This window comes from Methylophilus sp. Leaf416 (assembly GCF_001424665.1).
In the GTDB taxonomy this organism is placed as follows: domain Bacteria; phylum Pseudomonadota; class Gammaproteobacteria; order Burkholderiales; family Methylophilaceae; genus Methylophilus.
In genome coordinates, this window is record NZ_LMQS01000003.1 from 297,823 (window position 1) to 320,995 (window position 23,173).

Annotated in this window: 26 protein-coding genes; 14 read left to right on the top strand and 12 right to left on the bottom strand. The window is 46.6% G+C overall.

Annotation, left to right across the window (positions count from 1 at the left end; all coding sequences use genetic code 11):
- Position 1 precedes the first annotated feature (1 nt).
- Entirely contained in the window at positions 2-1,270 is a 1,269-nt protein-coding gene (gene fabF / locus ASG34_RS09245) for a beta-ketoacyl-ACP synthase II (RefSeq protein ID WP_055829782.1), read from the top strand.
- 59 nt (positions 1,271-1,329) lie between these two features.
- Positions 1,330-2,187, top strand: coding sequence for an alpha/beta fold hydrolase (locus ASG34_RS09250; RefSeq protein ID WP_055829784.1), 858 nt, complete (start codon positions 1,330-1,332; stop codon positions 2,185-2,187).
- 28 nt (positions 2,188-2,215) lie between these two features.
- Here ASG34_RS09250 and ASG34_RS09255 read toward each other — a convergent pair whose 3' ends face one another.
- Entirely contained in the window at positions 2,216-2,869 is a 654-nt protein-coding gene (locus tag ASG34_RS09255) for an HAD family hydrolase (RefSeq protein WP_055829786.1), read from the bottom strand.
- A gap of 239 nt (positions 2,870-3,108) precedes the next feature.
- Between ASG34_RS09255 and ASG34_RS09260 the strand changes: the two genes are divergently transcribed.
- The gene (locus ASG34_RS09260; RefSeq protein WP_055829788.1) at positions 3,109-3,585 is read left to right on the top strand and encodes a CBS domain-containing protein; all 477 of its coding nucleotides are present in this window, start codon (positions 3,109-3,111) and stop codon (positions 3,583-3,585) included.
- Positions 3,586-3,621: 36 nt separating this feature from the next.
- Positions 3,622-4,101 carry an acyloxyacyl hydrolase gene (locus tag ASG34_RS09265; protein WP_055829791.1) on the top strand — a complete coding sequence of 160 codons (480 nt, stop codon included), beginning with the start codon at positions 3,622-3,624 and terminating at the stop codon, positions 4,099-4,101.
- A gap of 94 nt (positions 4,102-4,195) precedes the next feature.
- Here the strand turns inward: ASG34_RS09265 and ASG34_RS14005 are convergent, their stop codons facing one another.
- The 6 genes from ASG34_RS14005 to ASG34_RS09290 all read right to left on the bottom strand — a co-directional run bounded on the left by ASG34_RS14005 (position 4,196) and on the right by ASG34_RS09290 (position 10,812).
- Positions 4,196-4,339, bottom strand: a complete 144-nt coding sequence (locus ASG34_RS14005; RefSeq protein ID WP_156376473.1) for a hypothetical protein — start codon at positions 4,337-4,339, stop codon at positions 4,196-4,198.
- Positions 4,340-4,509: 170 nt separating this feature from the next.
- A complete protein-coding gene (locus ASG34_RS09270) occupies positions 4,510-5,790 on the bottom strand; it encodes a cytochrome c (RefSeq protein ID WP_055829793.1) in 1,281 nt (426 codons plus the stop codon).
- Between the two features lie 5 nt (positions 5,791-5,795).
- Positions 5,796-8,012 carry a xanthine dehydrogenase family protein molybdopterin-binding subunit gene (locus ASG34_RS09275; RefSeq protein WP_055829794.1) on the bottom strand — a complete coding sequence of 739 codons (2,217 nt, stop codon included), beginning with the start codon at positions 8,010-8,012 and terminating at the stop codon, positions 5,796-5,798.
- A gap of 2 nt (positions 8,013-8,014) precedes the next feature.
- Complete coding sequence (locus ASG34_RS09280) at positions 8,015-8,473, bottom strand: (2Fe-2S)-binding protein (RefSeq protein WP_055829796.1); 459 nt, start codon at positions 8,471-8,473, stop codon at positions 8,015-8,017.
- 274 nt (positions 8,474-8,747) lie between these two features.
- Entirely contained in the window at positions 8,748-9,938 is a 1,191-nt protein-coding gene (locus ASG34_RS09285) for an ammonium transporter (protein ID WP_055829798.1), read from the bottom strand.
- A 199-nt stretch (positions 9,939-10,137) separates the two neighbouring features.
- Positions 10,138-10,812, bottom strand: coding sequence for a hypothetical protein (locus ASG34_RS09290; RefSeq protein WP_055829800.1), 675 nt, complete (start codon positions 10,810-10,812; stop codon positions 10,138-10,140).
- A gap of 99 nt (positions 10,813-10,911) precedes the next feature.
- Between ASG34_RS09290 and ASG34_RS09295 the strand changes: the two genes are divergently transcribed.
- The 4 genes from ASG34_RS09295 (at position 10,912) to hslO (ending at position 15,313) form a co-directional block, all read left to right on the top strand.
- Positions 10,912-11,220 carry a DUF3301 domain-containing protein gene (locus ASG34_RS09295; RefSeq protein ID WP_055829802.1) on the top strand — a complete coding sequence of 103 codons (309 nt, stop codon included), beginning with the start codon at positions 10,912-10,914 and terminating at the stop codon, positions 11,218-11,220.
- Complete coding sequence (gluQRS, locus tag ASG34_RS09300) at positions 11,220-12,089, top strand: tRNA glutamyl-Q(34) synthetase GluQRS (protein ID WP_055829806.1); 870 nt, start codon at positions 11,220-11,222, stop codon at positions 12,087-12,089. Before ASG34_RS09295 ends, gluQRS begins: the two co-directional genes overlap by 1 nt.
- A gap of 86 nt (positions 12,090-12,175) precedes the next feature.
- The gene (locus ASG34_RS09305) at positions 12,176-14,368 is read left to right on the top strand and encodes a TonB-dependent receptor (protein ID WP_055829812.1); all 2,193 of its coding nucleotides are present in this window, start codon (positions 12,176-12,178) and stop codon (positions 14,366-14,368) included.
- A gap of 84 nt (positions 14,369-14,452) precedes the next feature.
- A complete protein-coding gene (gene hslO, locus ASG34_RS09310) occupies positions 14,453-15,313 on the top strand; it encodes an Hsp33 family molecular chaperone HslO (protein ID WP_055829814.1) in 861 nt (286 codons plus the stop codon).
- Position 15,314: 1 nt separating this feature from the next.
- On the opposite strand, the gene ASG34_RS09315 is transcribed toward hslO, so the two are convergent.
- Positions 15,315-16,124 carry a TrmH family RNA methyltransferase gene (locus ASG34_RS09315; RefSeq protein WP_055829816.1) on the bottom strand — a complete coding sequence of 270 codons (810 nt, stop codon included), beginning with the start codon at positions 16,122-16,124 and terminating at the stop codon, positions 15,315-15,317.
- Positions 16,125-16,214: 90 nt separating this feature from the next.
- On the opposite strand from ASG34_RS09315, the gene ASG34_RS09320 reads away from it, so the two are divergent.
- Together ASG34_RS09320 and sugE are read left to right on the top strand one after the other, a co-directional pair.
- Positions 16,215-16,928 carry a pseudouridine synthase gene (locus ASG34_RS09320; protein WP_055829818.1) on the top strand — a complete coding sequence of 238 codons (714 nt, stop codon included), beginning with the start codon at positions 16,215-16,217 and terminating at the stop codon, positions 16,926-16,928.
- Positions 16,929-16,966: 38 nt separating this feature from the next.
- On the top strand, positions 16,967-17,281 hold the full coding sequence (gene sugE, locus ASG34_RS09325) for a quaternary ammonium compound efflux SMR transporter SugE (protein WP_055829820.1): 315 nt from the start codon (positions 16,967-16,969) through the stop codon (positions 17,279-17,281).
- A gap of 58 nt (positions 17,282-17,339) precedes the next feature.
- Here the strand turns inward: sugE and ASG34_RS09330 are convergent, their stop codons facing one another.
- Positions 17,340-17,768: a glycine zipper domain-containing protein gene (locus ASG34_RS09330; RefSeq protein WP_055829822.1), complete on the bottom strand. Its 429-nt coding sequence runs from the start codon at positions 17,766-17,768 to the stop codon at positions 17,340-17,342.
- A 146-nt stretch (positions 17,769-17,914) separates the two neighbouring features.
- On the opposite strand from ASG34_RS09330, the gene ASG34_RS09335 reads away from it, so the two are divergent.
- On the top strand, positions 17,915-18,442 hold the full coding sequence (locus ASG34_RS09335) for a lipocalin family protein (protein WP_055829824.1): 528 nt from the start codon (positions 17,915-17,917) through the stop codon (positions 18,440-18,442).
- A gap of 45 nt (positions 18,443-18,487) precedes the next feature.
- On the opposite strand, the gene ASG34_RS09340 is transcribed toward ASG34_RS09335, so the two are convergent.
- From ASG34_RS09340 to ASG34_RS09350, 3 genes are all read right to left on the bottom strand, one after another.
- Entirely contained in the window at positions 18,488-18,898 is a 411-nt protein-coding gene (locus ASG34_RS09340) for a BON domain-containing protein (protein WP_055829826.1), read from the bottom strand.
- A gap of 143 nt (positions 18,899-19,041) precedes the next feature.
- Positions 19,042-19,560 (bottom strand): BON domain-containing protein, encoded by a 519-nt coding sequence (locus ASG34_RS09345; RefSeq protein WP_055829827.1) that lies wholly within the window; start codon positions 19,558-19,560, stop codon positions 19,042-19,044.
- A gap of 148 nt (positions 19,561-19,708) precedes the next feature.
- On the bottom strand, positions 19,709-21,139 hold the full coding sequence (locus ASG34_RS09350) for a sensor histidine kinase (protein ID WP_055829829.1): 1,431 nt from the start codon (positions 21,137-21,139) through the stop codon (positions 19,709-19,711).
- Positions 21,140-21,528: 389 nt separating this feature from the next.
- Here ASG34_RS09350 and ASG34_RS09355 point away from each other — a divergent pair, with 389 nt between their 5' ends.
- Genes ASG34_RS09355 through ASG34_RS09365 form a run of 3 tightly spaced genes read left to right on the top strand, consistent with a single transcriptional unit; the run spans position 21,529 to position 23,116 of the window.
- A complete protein-coding gene (locus tag ASG34_RS09355; protein ID WP_055829831.1) occupies positions 21,529-21,945 on the top strand; it encodes a glycine zipper domain-containing protein in 417 nt (138 codons plus the stop codon).
- A gap of 23 nt (positions 21,946-21,968) precedes the next feature.
- Positions 21,969-22,472 carry a hypothetical protein gene (locus ASG34_RS09360; protein ID WP_055829833.1) on the top strand — a complete coding sequence of 168 codons (504 nt, stop codon included), beginning with the start codon at positions 21,969-21,971 and terminating at the stop codon, positions 22,470-22,472.
- 11 nt (positions 22,473-22,483) lie between these two features.
- Complete coding sequence (locus ASG34_RS09365) at positions 22,484-23,116, top strand: response regulator (protein ID WP_055829836.1); 633 nt, start codon at positions 22,484-22,486, stop codon at positions 23,114-23,116.
- Positions 23,117-23,173: the final 57 nt, after the last annotated feature.

The following is a 23,173-nucleotide window of genomic DNA, read 5'->3' on the forward strand; positions in this document are numbered from 1 at the left end:
TATGAAAAGAATTGTTGTTACCGGAATGGGCGTGGTCAGCCCGCTAGGCACAGGTGTTGAATTAGCCTGGAAGCATTTACTGGAAGGAAAATCCGGCATCTCAACGTTGCCAGATATCTTGGCAGAAGGCAGCCCGGTCAATATTGCCGGCTGGGTAAAACCATTAGAGACTGATCCGGTTTTTGGGCTGGATTTATCACAGCATATCAGCGCCAAGGAGTTGCGCAGGATAGACAGGTTTATCCAGTTTGCGCTGATTGCGGCAGAAGAAGCGATTCATCAGGCACAATGGCATCCAAAGAATGATGCTGAAAGCGAACGCACCGCCACGATTATCGCCTCGGGCATTGGCGGCTTTCCGGCCATCGCACAGGCAGTCCGCAAAGGCGAGCAGGAAGGCGTTGAGCGCTTATCACCTTTTACCATTCCGTCATTCCTGGTGAACCTCGCCGCTGGTCAGGTGGCGCTAAAACATCAATTCAAGGGGCCGCTGGGCGCACCGGTCACCGCGTGTGCAGCGGGTGTGCAGGCGATTGGCGATGCTGCCAGGCTAATCCATGCGAATGAGGCTGACATTGTCATTTGCGGTGGCGCCGAAGCCTGTATCGACAAAGTAAGCCTGGGCGGCTTTGCCGCAGCCAAAGCGTTGAGTAGCCGATATGCAGATACCCCCGAGCAAGCTTCAAGGCCATTTGATCAGGACCGGGATGGATTCGTCATGGGCGAAGGCGCCGGTATTCTGGTGATTGAATCTTATGAACATGCCATGGCAAGAGGTGCCACGCCAATTGCCGAATTGGTAGGTTACGGCACCACTTCGGATGCCTACCACATCACCTCCAGCCCGGAAGACGGTTCCGGTGCGGCGCGAGCAATGTCGATAGCCTTGAATCAGGCAGGATTAACACCCGCTGCAATTGATCACATCAATGCACATGCCACCTCTACCCCTGTCGGTGATGCAGGTGAACTGGCAGCGATCAAGCGTGTATTTGGAACTCAGGATGCCCCAGTGATCAGTGCCACCAAATCTTCTACAGGTCACTTATTGGGCGCAGCGGGCGGGCTGGAAGCTATCTTCACCATTAAAGCCATTCAAACCCAATATTGCCCGCCAACTATTAATCTTGAGAAAGCTGACGAACGCGCCAGTGGACTGACTATTGTCGGCCAACAACCTCTAGTCAAGAACATTGACTATGCCTTATCCAATGGCTTTGGCTTCGGCGGCGTCAATGCGTCAGTGATTTTCAAACGCTTCTATTTTTAACAGTCGAACGCTTTACCAACAACGTGGCAATTAACCAACCAATCAATAGGGGAAACTAAATGAACTATGCACCAAAAGACTTGAAATTTAATGGTGAAGAACGCTTCATCAAACTGGCGAATGGAGAAACCATACGTGTGATAAAAACCGGCCAGGGCGCACCGCTTTTACTGATGCACACCATACGCACGCAGATTGAGTTTTTTAGCGAGATGATCCCATTTTATGCAAAAAACTACACTGTTTATGCCGTCGACTTGCCTGGGCACGGCCTGTCATCCATTAACAAATCAATCAATTATGATGAACCTTATTTGAGGAATGCATTGATTGAAGTCATCAACCAGTTAGGACTATACAACCTGACGCTGGTCGGCGAGTCTATCGGTGCAACGCTCGCACTCACCATCGCAGCCACCCTGCCGGAGAAAATCAAGCAGGTGTTTGCGGTCAATACTTATGACTATGAAACCCGGTATGCCGATGGCATCCGTCGTGGCAACTTTATTGCTAACTTCATATTGTGGAATTATTCCATTCCTGTGCATGGTGCCATCTTCGCAGCGTTAGAAAACCGCTTTTTCTTGAGCCTGGTGATGAATGGTGGCGTGACCAATATCAAGAGAATACCAACCTGGCTAATGAAACTATTTGATCAGACAGGTCACAGGCCAGGTTATAAGTTTCTTGGCAGAAATATCCTGAAAAACTGGCGAAGCTGGTCTAAAGCATCTGAGCTTTATGCGCAGGTGAAATGCCCGGTCATTTTGGTATATGGCGAGTTTGATTGGTCAACCCAGCAGGAAAGATCGCGTACATTCAATCAATTACCTGCTGCCACATTGCAGACAATTGCCGGTGCCGGTCATTTCCTCAGCATTGATAACCCGGAAGCGCTTAAATTGGTTTTCAAATAAGTGTTAAATTGACTGTTGGCTAAGCCGCTCAGCCATATGTTTTTTCAATTAACCCTTTTAAATCATTCATATCGCCGAATGTTTTTGAGGCGCCGGCATTGATGAGTTTCTCGGCAGGGAAAGTGCCGGTATAACCGAACACATTCATTCCCGCAGCCACTGCGGCAGTGACGCCTATATGCGTGTCTTCTATCACCAGAACATTTTCGGGAGACACGCCATTGGCTTTGGCTGCATGCAAGTAAATATCGGGCGCTGGTTTCGGTGCGGCAACCAGGCTGGAAGTAAAAATCTTTCCATCAAACCTGTTAAAAAGTGTTGTCTTTTTGAGCATCAAACGTACTTTCTCTGGTGAGCTATTTGAAGCCAGGCAGAATGGCACATTGAGATCATCAATCGCTTTTTCAACATTTTTGACTGCTTTCAAATCTCGCTCCAGCGCCTCTATACTCATGGCATTGAATGATTTGAAAAAGTCATCCGGGAGTGTGAAATTGTGATGCTGATATAAAAGCGCTTTGACTACGCTCATGCCACTGCCTACATATTTGGCGACAAACTCTTCGTGTGGAATGGATAGACCATAACCTTGCAAGATATCTAAAAATATTTGATTAGTGATGGGCTCGCTGTCCACCAGTACACCATCACAATCAAAGATGACTAATTTTAATGCTTTCATTGCCTTCATTTCCCATCAATCCGCTAAAGATTTAAGTCCGACAAATCCTACATCAATAGCAGTGAATGCCTGATAAATTTAATAATCCTGTTTGATTATTCTGCAACCGTTGGGACCGAAAGTGGAAGCTATATAGGATTCCCGTGTTTGGTTACCGGCACCGCGGTAGTTCCTGAGGAGCTACCGCATCTATGTCCACAGTACGCCCAGATTAATATCATAGTAAAAGGACTAAAAAAATGATGATTAGCCAATGGATGACCTCTCAGGTTGCTACCGCCTCCCCTCAAGATTCTCTCAAATTTGCTGCACAACTCATGGAAGAAAATGATTTCGATGCGATACCCGTTTGTGAAAACGGCCGTTTGGTCGGCATGCTTTCAATCAGAGATATCGCGATGAAAGCAGTTGCCCATGGACGATCCCTCGAAGAAACTAAAGTTGCGCAGTGCATGGCTGTTGAGGCGAAATATGTGTTTGCTGATCAGGCCACGTCGTATGTCATCAACTTTATGATTGAACAGCAGCTCAAAAGTTTGCTGGTATTAGACAGGGATTACGAATTAGTTGGCATCGTCTGCCTCGAAGACCTGGATATCTCCAACAAGATCACAGGTTCCTTTAGTATCAAAAATAAAGCCCCTATAGAAGTTGTCACGTCTCAATGGCAAAAACCTAGCACCCATAAAAATTACCAGAACCTGGTTCAGGCCTAGACTTATTGATTAACACTTAACCTGAGTTAAAAAATAATGAAAAAAATCACTCTATTCGCACTCGCTTTTGTACTTACCAATTCTTTTAATACTAATGCTGACACCCTGGGTTTTGCGGTAGGTAGTTATGATTTCGATGGATCCCGTTCTGCGACCGATTTTCGTGTTGATTATGAATATGATACTTCAGTCATCGTCGATCATTTAAAACCATGGCTAGGTGTGCAAGCGACCACCGATGGTTCGCTGTGGCTAGGCGGCGGCGTGTTGTATGATTGGCAGTTTGCTGATACCTGGCACCTGAAGCCTGGTTTGGGTTTGGGGTATTACAGTCGCGGAAGCAGTGATCTCGACTTGGGCCATCCGGTTGAGTTCCGTTCACAGCTCGAGATTGCAAAAGATATCAATGCACAAAATAGCCTAGGTTTGGCAGTCAGCCACTTGTCCAACGCCGATTTGGATGATAGAAATCCTGGTGTAGAAGTGCTGAGCTTGTACTGGCACTACAACTTCTAAGCCCAAGCGCTCTAAGTATAAATTTTCACCTTTCAGTTCATAAGCAAAAAGCCCCGGTCTCCCGGGGCTTTTTCATCAGATGATTGATATCAGCTTAATCTGTATTGACATCATCACTGTCCTGGTCTGCTGTAGATTTCAGATCCGGGTTATTGATCACCTCTGGGCTCAAGAGGTTAGAATCAAATCCATCCTGGTTATTAATAATTTCTGGATTCAGAATATCTGGATTAGCCATATTTAACTCCTAGGTTATTGGTCAGAGGTTTTCCCCTTACACACAGGATATGGAAGTTTCTGTTAGCTGCTTATCAGAAAAAGTCTGATAAGCGCGTAAGAATCATCCTTGATTATGCCTCCCCCATACCTTTGCGACACTGAGCTTTATTCATTCAAGCAAAGTCATCATCAATGGGCAGAAGGTGGCATCTTACGAATTTTGGCCACCTGTTTGGCATCAGTCGCATCCAGATTGTGATTCCAACCCTTTTGCATAAAAGTCACCAACTGGGCAACCTCTGTATCATTCAGTATATGGCGGAATTTTGGCATATTGTACGGAGCTGCAACACCCTGCGGTTTTAGCTGGGGCGAGCCGTTCAGGATGACATTAATCAATGAAGATGGGTCCGGATCCATCACTGCCGGATTTCCGGCAAGCGGTGATAAATAAGGAGCGACACCCTGACCATTCTGGCTATGACAGGCAGCACAATATTGTTGATATAACTTGGCACCGGGATGCTTTGCCGGTTCTTTGAATTGCGCTAGCGTAGCAGAGGGGTCGTATTTATAAGGCTTTTGGCCTTTATCATCTGAGCCTTTTATTGTTTTTAAATAGCTGGACATTCCGGTTAAGTCTTCAAGCGTCATGCCTTCTGTACTGTTATTAATCACCGGGGTCATAGTACCGAAAGCGGAACTATGCTGATTAGCGCCTGATTTGAGGTAAACAACAATGTCGCTTTCTGACCATCGGCCTAGGCCGGTGTTATGGTCGTCGCGTAAGTTGGTCGCAGACCAGCCTTCGAGTGTTTCACCACTTAAAAATTTACCTGATTCATGGGTAAGCCCTTTTTCCTGAAATGCCAAGCCACGGGGAGTGTGGCAAGCGCCACAATGTCCTAACCCCTGCACAAGATAAGCCCCACGATTCCAGTTTGCATCCTTATCAGGATCAGGTTTGTATGTCTCTTTATCCAGAAAAAATGCATTCCAGATTGCCAACGGAAATCTGTAATTCAAGGGCCATGGAATTTCACTGGCTTTGTTTGCCTGCCGCACAGGTTTGACGCCATGCTTGAAATAAAGATACAGGTAATGAATGTCAGTATCACTGACTTTGGCATAAGAAGGATACGGCATGGCCGGATACAGATGGTGGCCATCTTTTGCCACACCACGACGTAGCGCTTTGGCAAAATCAGATTCCGTATATTTACCTATGCCGGTTTCAGGGTCTGGAGTGATATTCGTAGTGTAAATAGCACCAACCGGGGTAAGCATGGGCAGCCCGCCGGCAAAGTCTTTACCATGTGGGGCTGTATGGCAGGATACACAGTCGCCCACCCGCGCAAGGTATTCTCCTTTCTTAATGTCTGCCGGACTGATGGCGAAGACATTCAGGGAAAAACTGAAAGCGATGATGGTGGCGCATATGTTCATCAAACCTGATGTTATCTTCATCATGGCTCCTATGCTTGTAGTTGGTTGCCAATTGGCAGTTTACGGATGCGTTTTCCGGTTGCCGAGAACACCGCATTTGCCAGGGCAGCACCAATAGCCGCCGTACCTGGTTCACCGATGCCACCAGGCGCTTCGGCGCTTTTAATCAAATGGATATCAAACACGGGCGTTTCATTGATGCGCATTACACGATAGTCATTAAAGTTGGTTTGTTCCACACGTCCATTTTTGATGGTAATTTCGTTGTAGAGCACAGCACTGAGACCAAATATCACGCCGCCTTCAATTTGGGCTAATACCGTATTGGGATTAACCGTCAACCCGCAATCCACCGCGCATACCACTTTATCTACTTTGACTTCACCCTGTGGGTTCACAGTGATTTCTACTATCATCGCCAGGAAGCTGCCGAAGGCATGCATGACTGAAACGCCACGGCCTTTCCCTTTTGCCAACGGTTTGCCCCAGTCACTTTTGCTTACAGCAAGTTGCAAAGCGTTTTTCAGCCTTGGAGTTTTATTCAACAGTTCAAGACGGTATTTGACCGGGTCGACTTTAGCCAGGGCTGCCAGTTCATCGATAAAACTCTCGACCACAAAAGTACCTCGGGTAGGGCCTACACCGCGCCAGAATGCCGTGGGTACGTCGCGGGGCTCAACACGCACATAATCGACATACAGATTAGGCAATTCATAAGGAGGGTCAGCAGACACTTCTACTGCATCAGGATCCACACCATTTTTGACTGCTGGCGGTGCAAATCTCGCCATGACTGAAGAACCTACAATCCGGTGCGACCAGGAAACGGGTTTGCCTTTCGCGTCCAGGCCCGCTGAAATACGATCAAAGTAATAGGGCCGGAACATATCGTGCTGGATATCCTCTTCGCGTGTCCAGATGACCTTGACTGGCCCTTTGACTTGCTTGGCGATTTTGACAGCTTGCACGACACCATCGAACTCCAGCCTTCTGCCAAAACCGCCACCAATCAGGAAGTTATGCAGCCTGACTTTTTCAACGGGAATACCTAGCGTTTTTGCAGCCATTCCCTGCGCAAAAGTCGGTATCTGGGTGCCTACCCAGATGTCGCAACCTGAAGCACCGACTTCTACCGTGCAGTTCATGGGCTCCATCGTCGCATGTGCCAGAAATGGCTGCTCATATTCCACACTCAGGGTTTTATCGGCTTTTTTAAATGCACTGGCTGCATTACCTTCTTTTTTGGCAACCGCCCCTGGTTTTTTGGATGCATCCCGCAAGTCCTGGATCAGATCACCCGTTTTCACTGCAGTGCTTTTACCTTCATCCCATTTGATTTCTAGCGCACCCAAGCCGCGCTTGGCCGCCCAGGTATGAATGCCAATCACGGCAACAGCATTATCCACCTTGACCACCTGAAGGACTCCAGGCATCTTCAAGGCACGACTATCATCCACGCTAATCAACTTTCCACCGAACACCGGGCTGGTGGCGATTACTGCGAACTTCACTTTGTCCGGATGCGCATCAATACCAAATTTGGCCAAACCATTTACTTTATCGGGGGTATCTAATCTTTTGGCCGAGGTACCGATGACTTTGAAATCTTTGGGGTCTTTGAGAGCAACTTTAGTGAGGACAGGTAATGCACTGGCAACTTTTACCAGTTCACCATAACCCAATTTCCGACCTGACGCTTCATGATAGATCACCCCTGACCTGGCTTGGCAGGTAGATTCATCTACTTTCCATTTCTGGGCAGCAGCAGTCACCAGCAGTGAGCGGCAAACAGCCCCAGCCTGGCGCAGCGGATCCCACATTGCACGGATAGAGGTTGACCCGCCTGTGACTTGTGCACCCAGCATCGCGTCTCCATAAAGCTTGTCATTCGGCGGGGCATGCTCCAGCTTCACCGTTTGCACATCGACTTCAAGCTCTTCAGCCAGCAACATGGGCAGTGAGGTATAAACACCCTGGCCCATTTCAACCTTGGGCATAATCATGGTGACTTCACCATTCGTATCAATCTTGATGAAGGCATTCGGCGCTAACACATTCTTGCCGGCCTCAAGCTCATCATAGGACTGTGTTTGTTTATCCTGGCTCAAGGCGGGCATACTGATACTGAGCACCATACCTCCCGCTGTTGTGGCACTAACCGAGGCGGCAAACTTGAGGAAATTTCTGCGTGGAGGATTGGCAACAATATATTTATCGGTCAGACCCTGAATTAATCCTTGCGACATAATCAGGCTCCTTCTTTCGCGGCAACTTTGATCGCGGCGCGTATGCGTGGATAAGTCCCGCACCGGCAAATATTGCCTGCCATGGCGGTGTCTATCTGTTCATCATTGGGATGAGGATGTTGTCCGAGTAAAGAACATGCAGACATGATCTGGCCGGACTGGCAATAACCGCACTGCATGACCTCAAGGTCTAGCCAGGCTTTCTGGATAGATTTACCAGCAGAAGTTTCACCCACCGCTTCTATGGTGGTGATTTTCTTGTCACCGATTGCTGAGATAGGCAGTACACAAGAGCGGGCCGCCTGCCCATCGATATGAACGGTGCATGCGCCACATTGCGCGATACCACACCCAAACTTGGTCCCTGTCAGACCGATGATATCTCTGATCACCCAAAGGAGAGGCATGTCATCTGGCGCATCCACCTGGTGGGTGGTGCCATTAATATTCAGTGTCGCCATAGTCGGATCTTCCTTGAAAGAAGTGCATCACTGAGTGATGTCTTATATTTAATCTGATTTTATTTACAACATTAGAGTGGATTAATTCAAACGTCGAATCAAGCAAAAATTTATTAAATCATTGCCTAAAACAATATTCCTGCCTCTATCAGTCTTAATTGATAGAGACAGGAACTCGAATTAAGTTTGAATTATCTCTCCCGTGCGGAAGAGACAAGATGGAAGGCGATCAGTTATTAGTCTAGTAAGAATTTAAGTGTTTGCGGGTAAACACTTAATCGGCCGAGACTGATGGAATTTTATGGATACTTAAATCGGCGCCATCAAACTCAGCCTCTGCATCCAGGCGGATGCCGACAAGTTTTTTCAGCAAACCATACACAATACCGCCGCCAATAAATGCGACAGTGATGCCAGCAATAGTACCAAGCAACTGGCTTACCAGGCTGACGCCACCTAAACCGCCTAAACTGGCACTGCCGAAAATACCGGCTGCTATACCACCCCAGGCACCGCATAAACCATGCAACGGCCATACACCTAATACATCATCAATTTTCAGGCGGTTTTGTGTCATGGTAAACGCCCAGACGAAGATTACACCAGCTACACCACCGGTGACCAAGGCGCCAAGCGGGTGCATCACATCTGAACCGGCACAGACAGCAACCAGGCCAGCCAAAGGGCCGTTGTGCACAAAGCCAGGGTCATTTTTACCGAGTACGAGTGCAGCCAGAGTGCCGCCGGCCAAGGCCATCAGCGAATTGACGGCTACCAGGCCAGAAATGTTTTGGATAGCTTGCGCGGACATGACATTAAAGCCAAACCAGCCGACGGTCAGTATCCATGCGCCTAATGCGAGGAAAGGAATATTGGAAGGTGGATAAGCATGCAATCTGCCTTCTTTAGTATAGCGTCCACTGCGGGCACCTAATAGCATCACCGCCGCCAGAGCAATCCAGCCGCCCATCGCGTGTACGACAATCGAACCTGCAAAGTCATGGAAGCTGGCACCAAAGCTGGACTTTAACCACTCCTGGAAACCAAAATGGTTGTTCCAGGCGATCCCTTCAAAAAAGGGATAGACGAAACCGACAATCAGGAAGGTTGCTGCCATTTGCGGATTAAACTTGGCGCGCTCGGCAATGCCACCGGAAACAATCGCCGGAATGGCTGCTGCAAAGGTCAGCAGGAAAAAGAATTTAACGAGGTCATACCCACTTTTAGCTGCCAGGACATCAGCGCCACTAAAGAAATTGATGCCATAAGCGATGCTGTAGCCAATGAAAAAGTAGGCAATGGTGGAAACACAAAAATCCACCATGATTTTGACCAGTGCGTTGACCTGGTTTTTTTGACGCACTGTACCGACTTCCAAAAATGCAAAACCGGCATGCATCGCCAGCACCATGATAGCCCCCAGTAATACAAACAAGACGTCATTAGCGGACACTAATGCTTCCATTTTCGCTCTCCGAATTTAATTATATAAAGATGACGTTTTGCCTTTTGGCACGCCTTTTTTAAAAATTCGCAGTGGATAAGCAATTATCAGACCATTATTACATGGTTGATTTTAAAGAATAAAGTTTTAGGCTCACTTGAAAAATGCACCACTATTGCACCTTATAAAGTGCATTGCACTTTTTTAGTGCGATTTTGGATTACATGATTTCGGAAGGTTGAAGCTGCTTGAACATCTCTTCGGCATCTGGGTGTGCGGCCCAGAAGTAATAGAACTCACGCACCGCATTCAAAAATAAATGCCGGGTATGCTTCAGGTTAAATAAGGGCAAAGTAGCATCCGCCGTAATTCGAAATGCATTTTTCTCTGACAATGGCGCATCACGTAACCTCAGCAACATTAACTTGGCCATACGTGTACGCACTTCAATATCCATATCCTGTTTTTGCTCCATGGATTTAAGCGCTTTAACGTATCCATTCAGTGCCCATAGTTCTGAAGTGGCAAATTTTTCGGCTTGCAAAGCAGGCCATACCGATTGCAGATCAATGACAGCCGGTTGCCAGCCGATAAGATGTAACTCAAAGCCGACAGTATCCGCATACTGCATGACCGCTTTGACATCGCCACGCCAGAAAGGATAAAACTCGCGGATAATGGTAAGCAGCTCAGGCCAACGCTGTGCAGGTTGATCTTCGAGAAAATCGTCCACCGCTTTGCGGTAAACCGCACTGGTAGACTCTTGATTTTCCAGCATTGGGCACAATTCACTCAATATTGCATCGCGTTGTGCCATGATGGCTTCATCTGCTCCCTTGGCATGCAATAAATTATAATAAGCCTGGATAGCGTCTGTTTCGCGTGATGAACTCATAGCAAACTGTAGTGAATTGAGGATAAGAAATGAAGATTTTGGAACGGACTCACTTGTATCATACACCCAAATGCGGCTCCGGCTCTCAGGAGAAATCGAATGGCTGAATGGTCACTGCTGGCACTCATAGTCGCTGGCGCCTGGTTCTGGATGGACTCTGTTTCCAAACGGGAAATTGCCCTGAAAATCGGCCGTCAACTGGCCGATCGCTGCAACTTGCAATTTCTCGATGAAACCGTTGCAGGCTCACGTGTTGGCTTCGCCCGCGACACCAATGGCCGCGTACAGATACTACGCACCTATACTTTTGATGTCTCCAGCCATGGGATTGAACGCATGGCCTGTCATTTACAACTACGCGGCGGTCAGCTGGTTGCCTGGCATATTCCGCCATACGCAACCCAATAATGATTGTAGGACGCTTCGCCCCCTCGCCTACCGGCCCTTTGCATTTCGGCTCGCTGGTCGCAGCGGTCGCGAGCTATTGCGATGCCAAAAGCCGTGGCGGGAAATGGCTGTTGCGTATTGAGGATGTAGACCAAACCCGCAAAATGGCAGGTGCCAGTGAAGAGATCATCCATACCCTTGAACATTATGGGTTTGTATGGGATGACGAAATTACCTATCAAAGCCAGCGAACCGCATTATATGAAGTAGCGCTAAACCGGCTTCGTGACAAATACCTGGCTTACCCCTGCACCTGTTCCCGCAAGGAAATTGCGGATTCCAGCAGCATGCATGGTATTGAAGGAGTCATTTATCCCGGCACCTGCTTATCACACCCGATAAAACATGACTCCACGGCAGCATGGCGTCTGAAAACAACCGAATCACTGATTAGCTTTCAAGACCTCGTTCAAGGCAGAATTCAGCACAATATGGCCAGGGAAATTGGTGATTTTGTCATCAAACGTTCCGATGGCTTATACAGCTACCAGCTTGCCGTCGTAGTCGATGATGCACTGCAAGGTGTCACGCATGTGGTACGCGGTGCTGATCTTCTCAATTCCACCACCCGTCAGATTTATCTGCAACAACTGTTAGGCTATCCAACACCAGTGTACGCGCATATCCCGCTGGTATTGAATGCAGATGGGCAAAAATTGAGCAAGCAGACGCTCGCAGAATCACTGCCTAAAGATGAAGTCATTGCAACGTTGCTGAAAGCTTTCCGTTTTTTGCCTAACTTCCCCACACATCCCCAAGCCTTTAAAACGCTTCCCGATTTGTGGCAATGGGCACTGGATAACTGGCAACCTTTAGATAGCATAAGGTGACTTAGCATTACCAACCGCACACTAATGATTGATAATTGTTATCAACTTAATTATTATTTCGATAATTTTTTAAAATGATTACAACAATGAAAACGCCCTCATCGCTTAAGCTAACTCCTCAGCCAGTCCTCAATGCATTAGGTTTGCTTTTAAGCTCATCTATTCTTTCAATATCGAGTCTGGCCGCAGCGGAAACTAGCCCCCAGGAATTAAAGGAAGTGGAAGTCACCGCAGAAAAAGAAAGTGATACTAAACCGGTTAAAGGTTACCAGGCCAAACGCTCTACAACTGCAACCCGTACCGATTCCGAGCTTGTAGATGTCCCTCAAGCCATTACCGTTATCACACGTGATTTCATTCAGGACCAATCCATGCAAAGTATCGCGGATGCTGTGCGTTATGTTCCCGGCGTTCAGGCGGCGCAAGGCGAAGGAAACCGCGACCAGTTGGTGCTGCGCGGCAACCAGACCACCGGAGATTTGTTCGTAGATGGCTTGAGAGATGATATTCAGACCTACCGCGACCTCTACAATACAGACCGCATCGAAGTACTCAAAGGTGCAAATGGCATGATCTTCGGACGCGGCGGTGCAGGTGGCGTGGTTAACCGTGTCAGCAAAAAAGCCGGTTGGGACCCAGTTAGGGATATCAGCGTAAGTTACGGCAGCTTTGAGCATCGCCGCATTGCGGCAGATTACGGACAAGGCCTTTCTGATGAACTGGCGTTCAGGCTGAATGCAGTTTATGAAAACTCAAACTCCTACCGTGATGGTGTTGAGCTGAGACGCTACGGTATTACGCCGACATTTACCATCAGACCAGGCGACAAGACACAGATCGAACTGAGTGCTGAATACTTTAAAGATGAGCGGATTGCTGATCGTGGTGTAGCTTCGTTTATAGGCGCCGATGGTAGCAACCTGAATAATCGGCCATATCGTATCAGCGATTATGACAAGTTTTTTGGTAATGCAAGACTAAGCCCGACTGAAACTGAAACGGTCGCATTCAATGCCGCCATCACACATGCTTTTGACAATGGCGTACAGGTTAAGAACAGCACGCGCCTGGCCTATTACGACAAGTATTATCAAAACGTATATGCCAGGAGCAGTGTGACCACGGGCGGCACTGTTCAGTTAGGGGCTTACAGGGATAATACAAAACGCGAAAACCTGATTAATCAGACCGATGTTACTTATTCAGCACACACTGGTAGTGTTGAACATAAATTATTGGCAGGGGCAGAATTTGCTGCACAAAATACCGACAACAAGCGCCTGACTCCTGCCGGTGGTGAAAACCTTCCTGGAAATTTTTCAGTAGCTAACCCGACCACATCGAATGTTGCATTCAATACAACTTCCAGAGACCAGACTAGCGACTTCACGGTAGCTGCGTTCTATCTGCAGGACCAGATTGTATTCAATCCGAATTGGCAAGCCATCATTGGATTACGCCACGATCACCTTGAAACTCGTTACTCGGATTTGAGGACTGGCAACAACATAGATGTATCCAATAATCTGTTATCCCCGCGCGCAGGATTGATTTACAAACCAACAGAGAATAGCTCGCTGTATGCCAATTACAGTATTTCTTATGTGCCACGCGCCGGCGACCAGTTGATTGGACTTACTATACCAGCTGGCGCCACACAACCTTTTAAACCAGAAAAATTCATCAATAAGGAAATCGGCGCAAAATGGGATATCACGCAAAATTTTTCGCTGACAGCAGCTGTATATAAGCTGGAAAGGGAAAATGTACAGGCCATCGATCCTAGCAATACCGGAAGCTCGATTCTGCTGGACGGCCAGGAAACAACCGGATTGGAACTTGGCGCTTCTGGCAAAATTAGCGATCAATGGCAAGTCATGGGCGGATTTACTTTGCAGGATGGCGAGATCACCGAAAGACAGGCGAATACAAATGCCGCCAACGTGATTAACAAAGGTGCACAACTCGCCATGACGCCGACACGCACTTTCTCTTTGTGGAACAAGTACCAGATCAACGACATGTGGGCAGTGGCACTGGGCATAGTCAGCCGCTCAGAAATGTACGCAGCAACACCTACAGCAGGCAATAGCACTATCCTGCCGGGATACACCCGTTTTGACGCTGCTATTTTTGCAAAAATAAACCCACAATGGGATGCGCAGATCAATATTGAGAATATCACTAACAAAGACTATGCACTTTTTGCGCACAACATTAATAACATCACTCCTGGCGCGCCGTTGAATGCACGGGCGACACTTAATTACCATTTCTGATTAAATCCATTTTTAGCCCGCTTTCGAGCGGGCTTTTTTATTTGCACCTTAGAATGGCATGGCTTCAATGTTAAAATAATACCTATGAAACAAGACCTATTGCATCCCTTTATTTTTGATCACTCCGCGGTGCGCGGCAACTGTGTGCACCTTGATCAAAGCCTGTTTAATGCGCTTGAACACCAACCACTACCACCCGCCTTGAAAAAAGTGATCGGCGAGTTCATGGCGGCCAGTGTGCTATTAACGTCTACGTTAAAAATGCAAGGCAAGTTAATTTTGCAATTGCAAAGCCAGGGTGCATTGCAGTTACTGGTAGTTGAATGTACTTCTGAGCTTGATATCCGTGCCACAGCTAAAGTGCATGAAGAGTTACACGGCGACACGCTGAGCAACTGGCTTGAGCAAGGGCATTTAGTGATTACGCTGATGCCGGAGGAAGGCGAGCCTTATCAGGGTATTGTGCCAATTGAAGGTGACAGCATTGCCAGTATGCTTGAAAACTACATGCTCCGTTCGCAGCAAATCGACACCAAATTGTGGCTGGCGGCCGAAGGTGATAGAGCTGCTGGTTTACTGGTGCAAAAACTGCCGCAACAACAAGAGCATGACCTCGACCACTGGAACCGGGTGCAGCATTTGGCTAATACGGTGACCAATCGCGAGTTACTGGATTTAGACACTGAAACTTTGTTACAGCGCCTTTTTGTTGAGGAGGATATCCGTTTGTTTGAAGCGCGTGATATCCGTGCTTTTTGCAGTTGCTCACAAGCCAATGTGGCCAATATGTTGCAGTTACTGGGTCTGGCGGAAGTACTCAGCGTTCTTGATGAGCAAGGCAGCATTCAGATTCAATGCGACTTTTGTAACAAGCAATATGTGGTCGATGAGCAGGAAGCGCTCGCTTTATTTGATGACAACGATGACCACGGAGTGACGCATTAAATCAGCGCACCGGATGATTTACTTCAACCATTCGCTGACGCTGGCACTCGAACAAGGCGACTGCCGTTGCCGCGGCGGCATTTAGTGATTCCAATGCCAGAACGCCTTGATGCGCCATCGGAATACTGACACATATATTCACCGTATTCTGCAATGCCTCCGAAATACCGGCGCCTTCATTACCTACTGCAAACAGGACTGGCGCACTTAACGCTTGATCGTAGAGGTTTTCTCCCTGCATAGTCAATGCCAGTGTTTTACCGGCGAACTGCCGGGCCACTTCCACAGCATCCACGTTTTCGACTAACGGTAATACCAATTGCGCACCCTGGCCACCACGTAAGGCTTTTGGTGACCAGGCATCGGTACAGCCTTTCGTCAGATAAGCAGCCTGCACCCCGGCAGCGGCAGCGGTACGCAATATACTGCCGAGGTTACCGGGATCCTGGATATTTTCAATTAACAGGGCAAAATTTATTGTTTCCGGCAACGCGATCTCCGGTACAGGTACTAATGCCATGATGCCGCTGCTGCTGGAAACGGGCGTCAGATCGGCAAACATCAACGTCGGTAGCATGATGGTGTCTACATCTACCAGGTACTGCATCAGGTTGGATGCTTCCAGGCTGCTTTTCCCCTCAGGAATAATCATCAACTGCGGCTCACCTTGTGTTTGCAGGTAGCCTTCGATCAAATGCACACCTTCCAGTAATGTTAAGCCACTGCTTTTACGTTCGCGTGCATTATCGGCCAGCTTGCGCAAGTGTTTGTAGACGGGATTATCGCGGGAGGTGATATGTTTAAATGCCATGCCGGCATTGTACGTGAGTCACGCATGGAGTGACAGACGCGGGCACCACCTACGGGAAAGTCGCCTCAGGATTCGCGTATAATTCAGGCTATGGCTAAGAAACTTGATTTAGAACGTATTCTGCAACGACAAGGCTTCGGCACACGTAAAATGTGTCGCATCCTGATTATTAATGAAGAAGTGACCGTCAATGGGGAATTGTGCAATGACCCGGACGCGACTTTTGAACTCGAAAACCTGCAATTCACCATTGAGGGCGAACCTTGGGAATACCGCGAGCACAGTTATCTCATGATGCACAAACCGGCACATCACGAATGCTCGCACAAAACGCAATTTCACCCCACCATCTATTCTTTGCTGCCACTACCACTGGTTGAGCGTGGCATTCAGTGCATAGGCCGGCTGGACGAAGATACCACGGGTTTGATTTTACTCTCGGATGACGGCCAGTTTATTCACAAGATCAGTTCACCCAAGCACCATGTACCAAAAATCTATGAAGTGACTTGCAAACATCCCATCAGTGACGAGGACCTGCAAGGATTGCTTGCAGGCGTAAAGCTGATAGACGAAGATCAAACGATTGCCGCACTCGAAATTACACGCGTGACAGAATCGATTATTCACATGACTTTGGCAGAAGGTAAGTATCACCAGGTTAAACGTATGATTGCTGCGATTGGAAACCGGGTAGATTACTTGAAGCGTATCAAAATTGGACGCCTTGAATTACCACAGAATTTACAGCCTGGTGAATGGCGCTGGTTAACTGCACAAGACCTTGACGCACTTAAACCTTAATCTATAAATCTCAGCAAATTAATATAAGAAAGCGCTTTATGACCTGGTTAATATTGATAGTTGCCGGTTTATTTGAAACGGCCTGGGCGATTGGGTTGAAATATACCGATGGCTTTTCACGTTTCTGGCCATCGTTGTGGACTATCGTGGCGATGGTGATTAGCGTCTGGTTATTAGGGCTTTGTGTTAAAACTTTACCGGTAGGTACTGCTTACGCTATCTGGGTCGGTATCGGTGCCGTCGGCACGGTCATTTTAGGTATTTTGTTATTTAACGAGCCAGTGTCTGCGTTGCGGATTATCAGCTTGCTGCTGATTATTGCCGGGATGATAGGCCTTAAGCTGGCTAGCTGATTAAGATTAGATTGATTGGCCGCCTTGATCTGGCGACATTGATTGCGCAAATTAAATCTTAATCATGCCGATGACCTCGGCCATGATGCCCGTGTCTCTTGCCCTTTTTACCACGATAGCGTTTCCCATGTGGATCAGGCTCATCGATCTCTTTGCCAATCACAGCTCCACCTGCACCGCCTAAACCTGCGCCTACCACTGCACCTGCGGTTGTACCACTTACTGTACGCCCAACCGCAGCGCCGGTTGCACCACCCGCGGCCCCACCAATAATAGCGCCAGTTTTACCACCACGGCCTGTAGTCACTGCACCACCTAATCCACCGCCAACTGCACCACCCACAATCTCACCGGTGCTACCACCAAGTACACTGCCTACTGCGGTTCCCGCCGCCGCACCTAATCCGCCGCCAAGCCCGGTTTCCACGTTACCAGCCATGGCTGGTGATGACAGTAGTGCGATGATGCATACCGTTGTTAGTTTCATTTTTATCCCTTATCGCCTGTTTCAATGTGTATTATTTTAAACTGTAACTTATTTTCACTTATTGGTTTTTATAATGCTTTATGACTGTTAATAATTTTTTAGCTTGTTTATTTATATTGATCAATTTGAGCGGTTGCTCACACCCCATGTCGCCGCTAGCGGAACAAACTATTGTGCGCAGTTTTTACCCAGCCCAATATTTGGGAACCTGGTATGAAATAGCGAGATTGGATAATAGATTTGAAAAGGGCCTCGAACAGGTCACCGCAAATTATACCTTGCAGGATGATGGCTCAATTAAAGTAGTGAATCGTGGATTTGACCCGCAAAAGAAAGACTGGAGCGAAGCAGTAGGCAAAGCCAAATTTATTGATCCGGCCAATGCAGATGGCAGCCGAACTGGCCGCTTGAAAGTATCTTTCTTTGGGCCTTTTTATGGCGATTACAATATTCTTATCGTAGATAAGCCATATTACAACTACGCGCTGGTAAGTAGCGGCAGTGAATATCTATGGATTTTGTCACGCACACCCCAACTCACCTACCCAATCAAACAACATTTAATAGCGAAGGCAAAAGAGCTTGGATTTGCGACTGAAAAGCTATTGTTCATCCGACAAGCCAACCAGGCCGAGTACGAATCCGGTCGACATGTGATGCCCCAGCAACATTAACTCCTGCTTGGAAGAACTTCGGGAGGGTTGTCCCTCCCGATCTGTTCATTGCTGTGATTCTACAGAACCGGTGGCAGCAGCAGGTGCTGACTTTTCCATTGCTGCTTCTGAGTCTGCTGGTACAGCAGCCAACTCATAACGCCATTGACCTAACACCGCATAGACGCCATCTGACTCTTTTGCAATTTGAGTCGCCACTTCGGCATCCTGTTTGGAACCAACCAAACCAGATAATTGCACGACACCTTTAGCATCAGAATCCACTTGTAAAGTTGAAGTGTCTATACCATGACTTTGCAAGCTGGTTTTAACGTTTTGCACGACAGTGTCGCTAGGCAAAAACTTGTACATTGCTTCATTTCTGTTCACTACATCAGCCGCAGTTGCAGTAGCACTGGCACCTAGTAAAGAAGCCATTAATAAACCTGTAGTCAGATAAAAATTAGTTTTTTTCATGATTTAAGTCCTTTCGTAATTTGGCAAACTGCCCATGCTCCAGAGGATAATCGTGCGCAATATTTATTTGGGCAACTCACCGAAAAAAAAGAGCAAGCTACTTCTTTGGGAGAGAATACATAGCTTGCAAAGGGTGTTTCCAATTAACTTTCTTTCACTACAATTGCGTTTTTAACGGATTTCACACCTTCAACGCCAGAAACCAATTCTTCAGCTTTAGATTTGAGACTGGCATCAGATACAAACCCGCTCAATAACACCTGGCCTTTATGGGTTTCTACACTGATTTTCAGTGATTTCAATGCTTCCTCTTCCAGCAGACGCGCTTTTACTTTAGTAGTAATCCAGCTATCTGACATGGCGGATTTGATTGCTTTTTGACCAGTTTTGGTTTTTAGCTCCGCATATTCTTCATAAGTTAAGCTGCCGTCATTGTCGTCATCAAAAGTTTTAAAGTCTTTATGCTTCACACCTTTGTCAGCTTTAGCTTCGGACCATGTAAGTGTCTCGTTAGCGTTTTTATCCAGGCTATTGAACTGTTGAAGATAAGGTTTATCTCCGTTTTGAACTTCATCCAAATCAAATGCAAATGCATTTAATGTAATTGTTGTAGCAAGCAAGCCACCGAAAATTATTGCATGTTTAAATGTTGTTATAGACATATTGCCTCCTATTACTTTCTATTTTTAGTTTAAGTGAGCCACAGCTCTGGTTTATGTGTGACCATAATAGAGACCAGGAGATATTCGGTCAGTCGTCTGATGACTGAATTCGATGTCAGAATATGACTACAATGATGCCTGAATAAGATCAGGAAGGGGCAGATAGGTCTCTCAGATAAGGTAAAAGCACGCGTGTGCTAGCGCCTTGCAAGGGAGAACTGAAAATTTCGTAATGACCGCCAATAGATTCCACACGATTACGCAAACCGCTGATGCCGGTTGAAGCACTTTTTAATTTACTGGTGTCGAAGCCAATGCCGTTATCGCCAATTTCGACTTTGATATTCTGTTCGTCATTAAGTAAATGTACTGAAACCTTTGTAGCCTCGGCATATTTACTGCAGTTATTCAGGCTTTCTTGCACCAGCCTGTAAATAATCAAACTCAAGGTCTCGTTAATCTGCAGATCTTGTTCAGGCAGAATAACATCCATTTGCCATTGGTTTCTGTTCTCTGCTTCATTGAGCAGATTCTGCAGTGAGGCATTCAGTCCAAAGGTCTTGATCATCGATGGGTGGAGGTTTTGCACAATCTCGCGCTTGAAGTTAATACTGCGATCAAGGTATTGATTGGTTTTTTTGAGTTTTTCTGTGACTTGCGGAAAATCGTCTTTCAGGTGTTTAACCGCCCAGGATATATCCATTTTGATGGCAGTGAGCAATGACCCGAGCTCATCATGCAGCTCCCTGGAAAGCTTATAGCGTTCCCTCTCTACATTGGTTTGCGCTAGTAATGCTTCGCCTTGCAGCTTATGACGCAAAGTTTGAACATTGCGTTCGTATTCGGTGTTTTCATTGGTCAGGCGCTCATGCAATTTTGCTTTTTCAGCCAGTTCCCGCAGCAAGCGTTTGATCACCAGTACCACGAGTGAAACAAAAATCAGCGGGCAAGCCATCACAAACCAGCGCATCATGCGCCGCGTATTATTGCGGGTTTCTGCGAGCTCTGCCCGGTATTCCATTACCTGCTTTTCAAACTGATGTGCCAGCTTTTCTATATTACGGCTTTCCTTCATGCCTGAATCCAGCTTGACAACCGCTAATGCTTTGTCAAATTGGCGTTTTTTGGCTAGATCAATGGTAACGCTCATCTCGGCAGATTTTTTGGCAATACTATTTACCATTTCTGTCATGATGGTGCGAATGGCCGGATGCCTGGTCAGGTTACTACGATCAAGCAATTTATTAATGTTATGCAAATGAGCTGTAATCTGACTGGTGGATTCGTCATAAGGCCTGAAATAAGTATCTGATCGCGTTAGCAGGTAACCGCGCTGGGCACTTTCCGCAATTGCGAGATGTGCCCGCGTCTGCCAGGTTTCCATGATTAATCGGTCCAATGTGGACAACGCATCTGTTTTTTCACTGGTATTAACAATAAGGCGGTCATTAAATACCAGCATAGCGGCGGCCAGAATCAGGCTCACGGTTAACAGGGCGACAGTATTACCGCCAAAGGTTTCACCGACCTTTTCCATTCGATCCAGCAGTGCAAGAAGATGTGTTCTAAGATTTTGCATGGTGTGATAATTGCCAGTGTTGCAATCAGCAATCAACAGGAGCCTTTTTGCGTTGTACGTATTTAAAAAGTATTAACCGCATCATAGCGGTGTTATCAGTTATCAGCAATGCATAAGATTTGCCCATCCAGCATTCAGGCGCTTTGTCAGACGATTCTGACTTTCATATAGGTGTGTAACCGATAGGGATGTAATACGCCCGTGGGTACCATGACTCCATGTTGAAAACACATGGTGCTAAACTGGATAACAAAAAATCAGTTAGCATAAATCTGAAACCTTGTAGATGCTTGGCTTTCTAATCTTTAGCGTTTAGTTAAATGAAGTACAACGCTTTTGGTAATAATGTGTTTTTTAATTTCCGATCACCATCAATTAAGGAGTTAATAATGTTTAATTTTTCAAAAGACAATGTTGAACAAACAACTGACCGTTTAGCACAACAATCTGACCAGGCAATTGAAGAGATTGCGGCTCAGGTTAAAACAACTGCGAATGATTTGCTGGATGCAGTGCAAGATACTGCCGATACAACTCAAGACAAAGCTAAAGAGTTGATTCGCACATTGAAAACCAATATTGATCGTTTAACCAATGATGAAACCGCAGCATCTATCGCTTCAAAAATCAGCGCCAGTGCTAGCCGAGTTAAAGGTCAAGTACAGGAAGAGCTTAGCCATGGCTACCAGACTGTGAAAGAAAGAACTTCAGATACAGTACAAGAGCACCCATTGGGTACTGTTTTGGCAGCCGCTGGTGTAGGTTTGCTGTTAGGATACCTATTGGGCAATAAACGCCGCGATTAACTCCTGACTAACAAGGGATATGTATGTGGGTTAACCTCCTAAAATTTACTGCTATGTTATTTTTCAATCGCAAAATATCCTCTTTGACAGATAATTTGCTGACCATGCGTCATCAGGTTGCAGACTACACGGAAGAACGTGCCAACCAGATCAAGCAGGATTTTTTGGGGGAAACCGAGCGTTTAGCCACCAGTGTCATCGGGATACTGGTGGTCTTCTCAATGTTCATCTTTACTGGACTTTTAGGTCTAATGTGGCTGTTTTCACTATTGTGGGAACATCCTAACCGTACAGTGATATTGGGTGTTGCAATGTCAATCCCAATACTAATCGGCGTCATCGCCTTTTTTGCTGTGCGTAAAGTTTGGAAAAAAAAGACTTTGTTTGCAGATTCAATTTCCATGATTAGCAGCGATTGGAATTTATTCAGGACTGAAATGGTGAATGAGCAGCCGACAGAAGATCAACCTGCGCCTGAATCAAATACATCACCAAATACTGATACCATACGCTCTGCTACCCGATAACGAGAAATATAATGAAAAGAATTCTTCTGGTCGATGATCACAGTATCGTGCGCGATGGTTTGCGCAATTTGATTGAATTGGAATCTGATTTACAAGTGACTGGTGAAGCCAGTTCCGGGGCTGAAGCAATCCAGCTGGTGCGCGATAAGGAATTTGACGCCATGGTGCTGGACATTTCCATGCCTGACAAGAATGGTGTGGACACTCTGCATGAATTAAAACATGTTTCCCCTACTTTACCTGTGCTGGTTTTGAGTGGTTATGCTGAAGATCAGTATGCTCTCAACCTGATGCGTAATGGCTGTAAAGGTTACCTATCGAAAAATGCGGATTCTGACGAGATTATTCAGGCTATCCGTACGGTAGCCGCTGGCAAGCGCTATATTTCCGCAGAGCTAGCTGAATTGATGACCAACGAATTGAGTCATCCTTCTGAAAAGCAATTACATGAAACCCTGTCTGACCGCGAATTCCAGGTATTTGTAAAACTGGCAGCCGGACAGACTCCCACCGCAATCGCAGACGAATTATTTATCAGTATCAAAACGGTGAGCACTTATCGCAGCCGCATCTTGGAAAAGATGGCGATGAAATCAAATGCTGATTTAACTTACTATGCGATCAAATATGGTTTACTCAACTAGTTTTTACGCAACAAAGTTTTTTAGCGTTGAGTCTTCTGGAAAAAATGACTTTCTGTT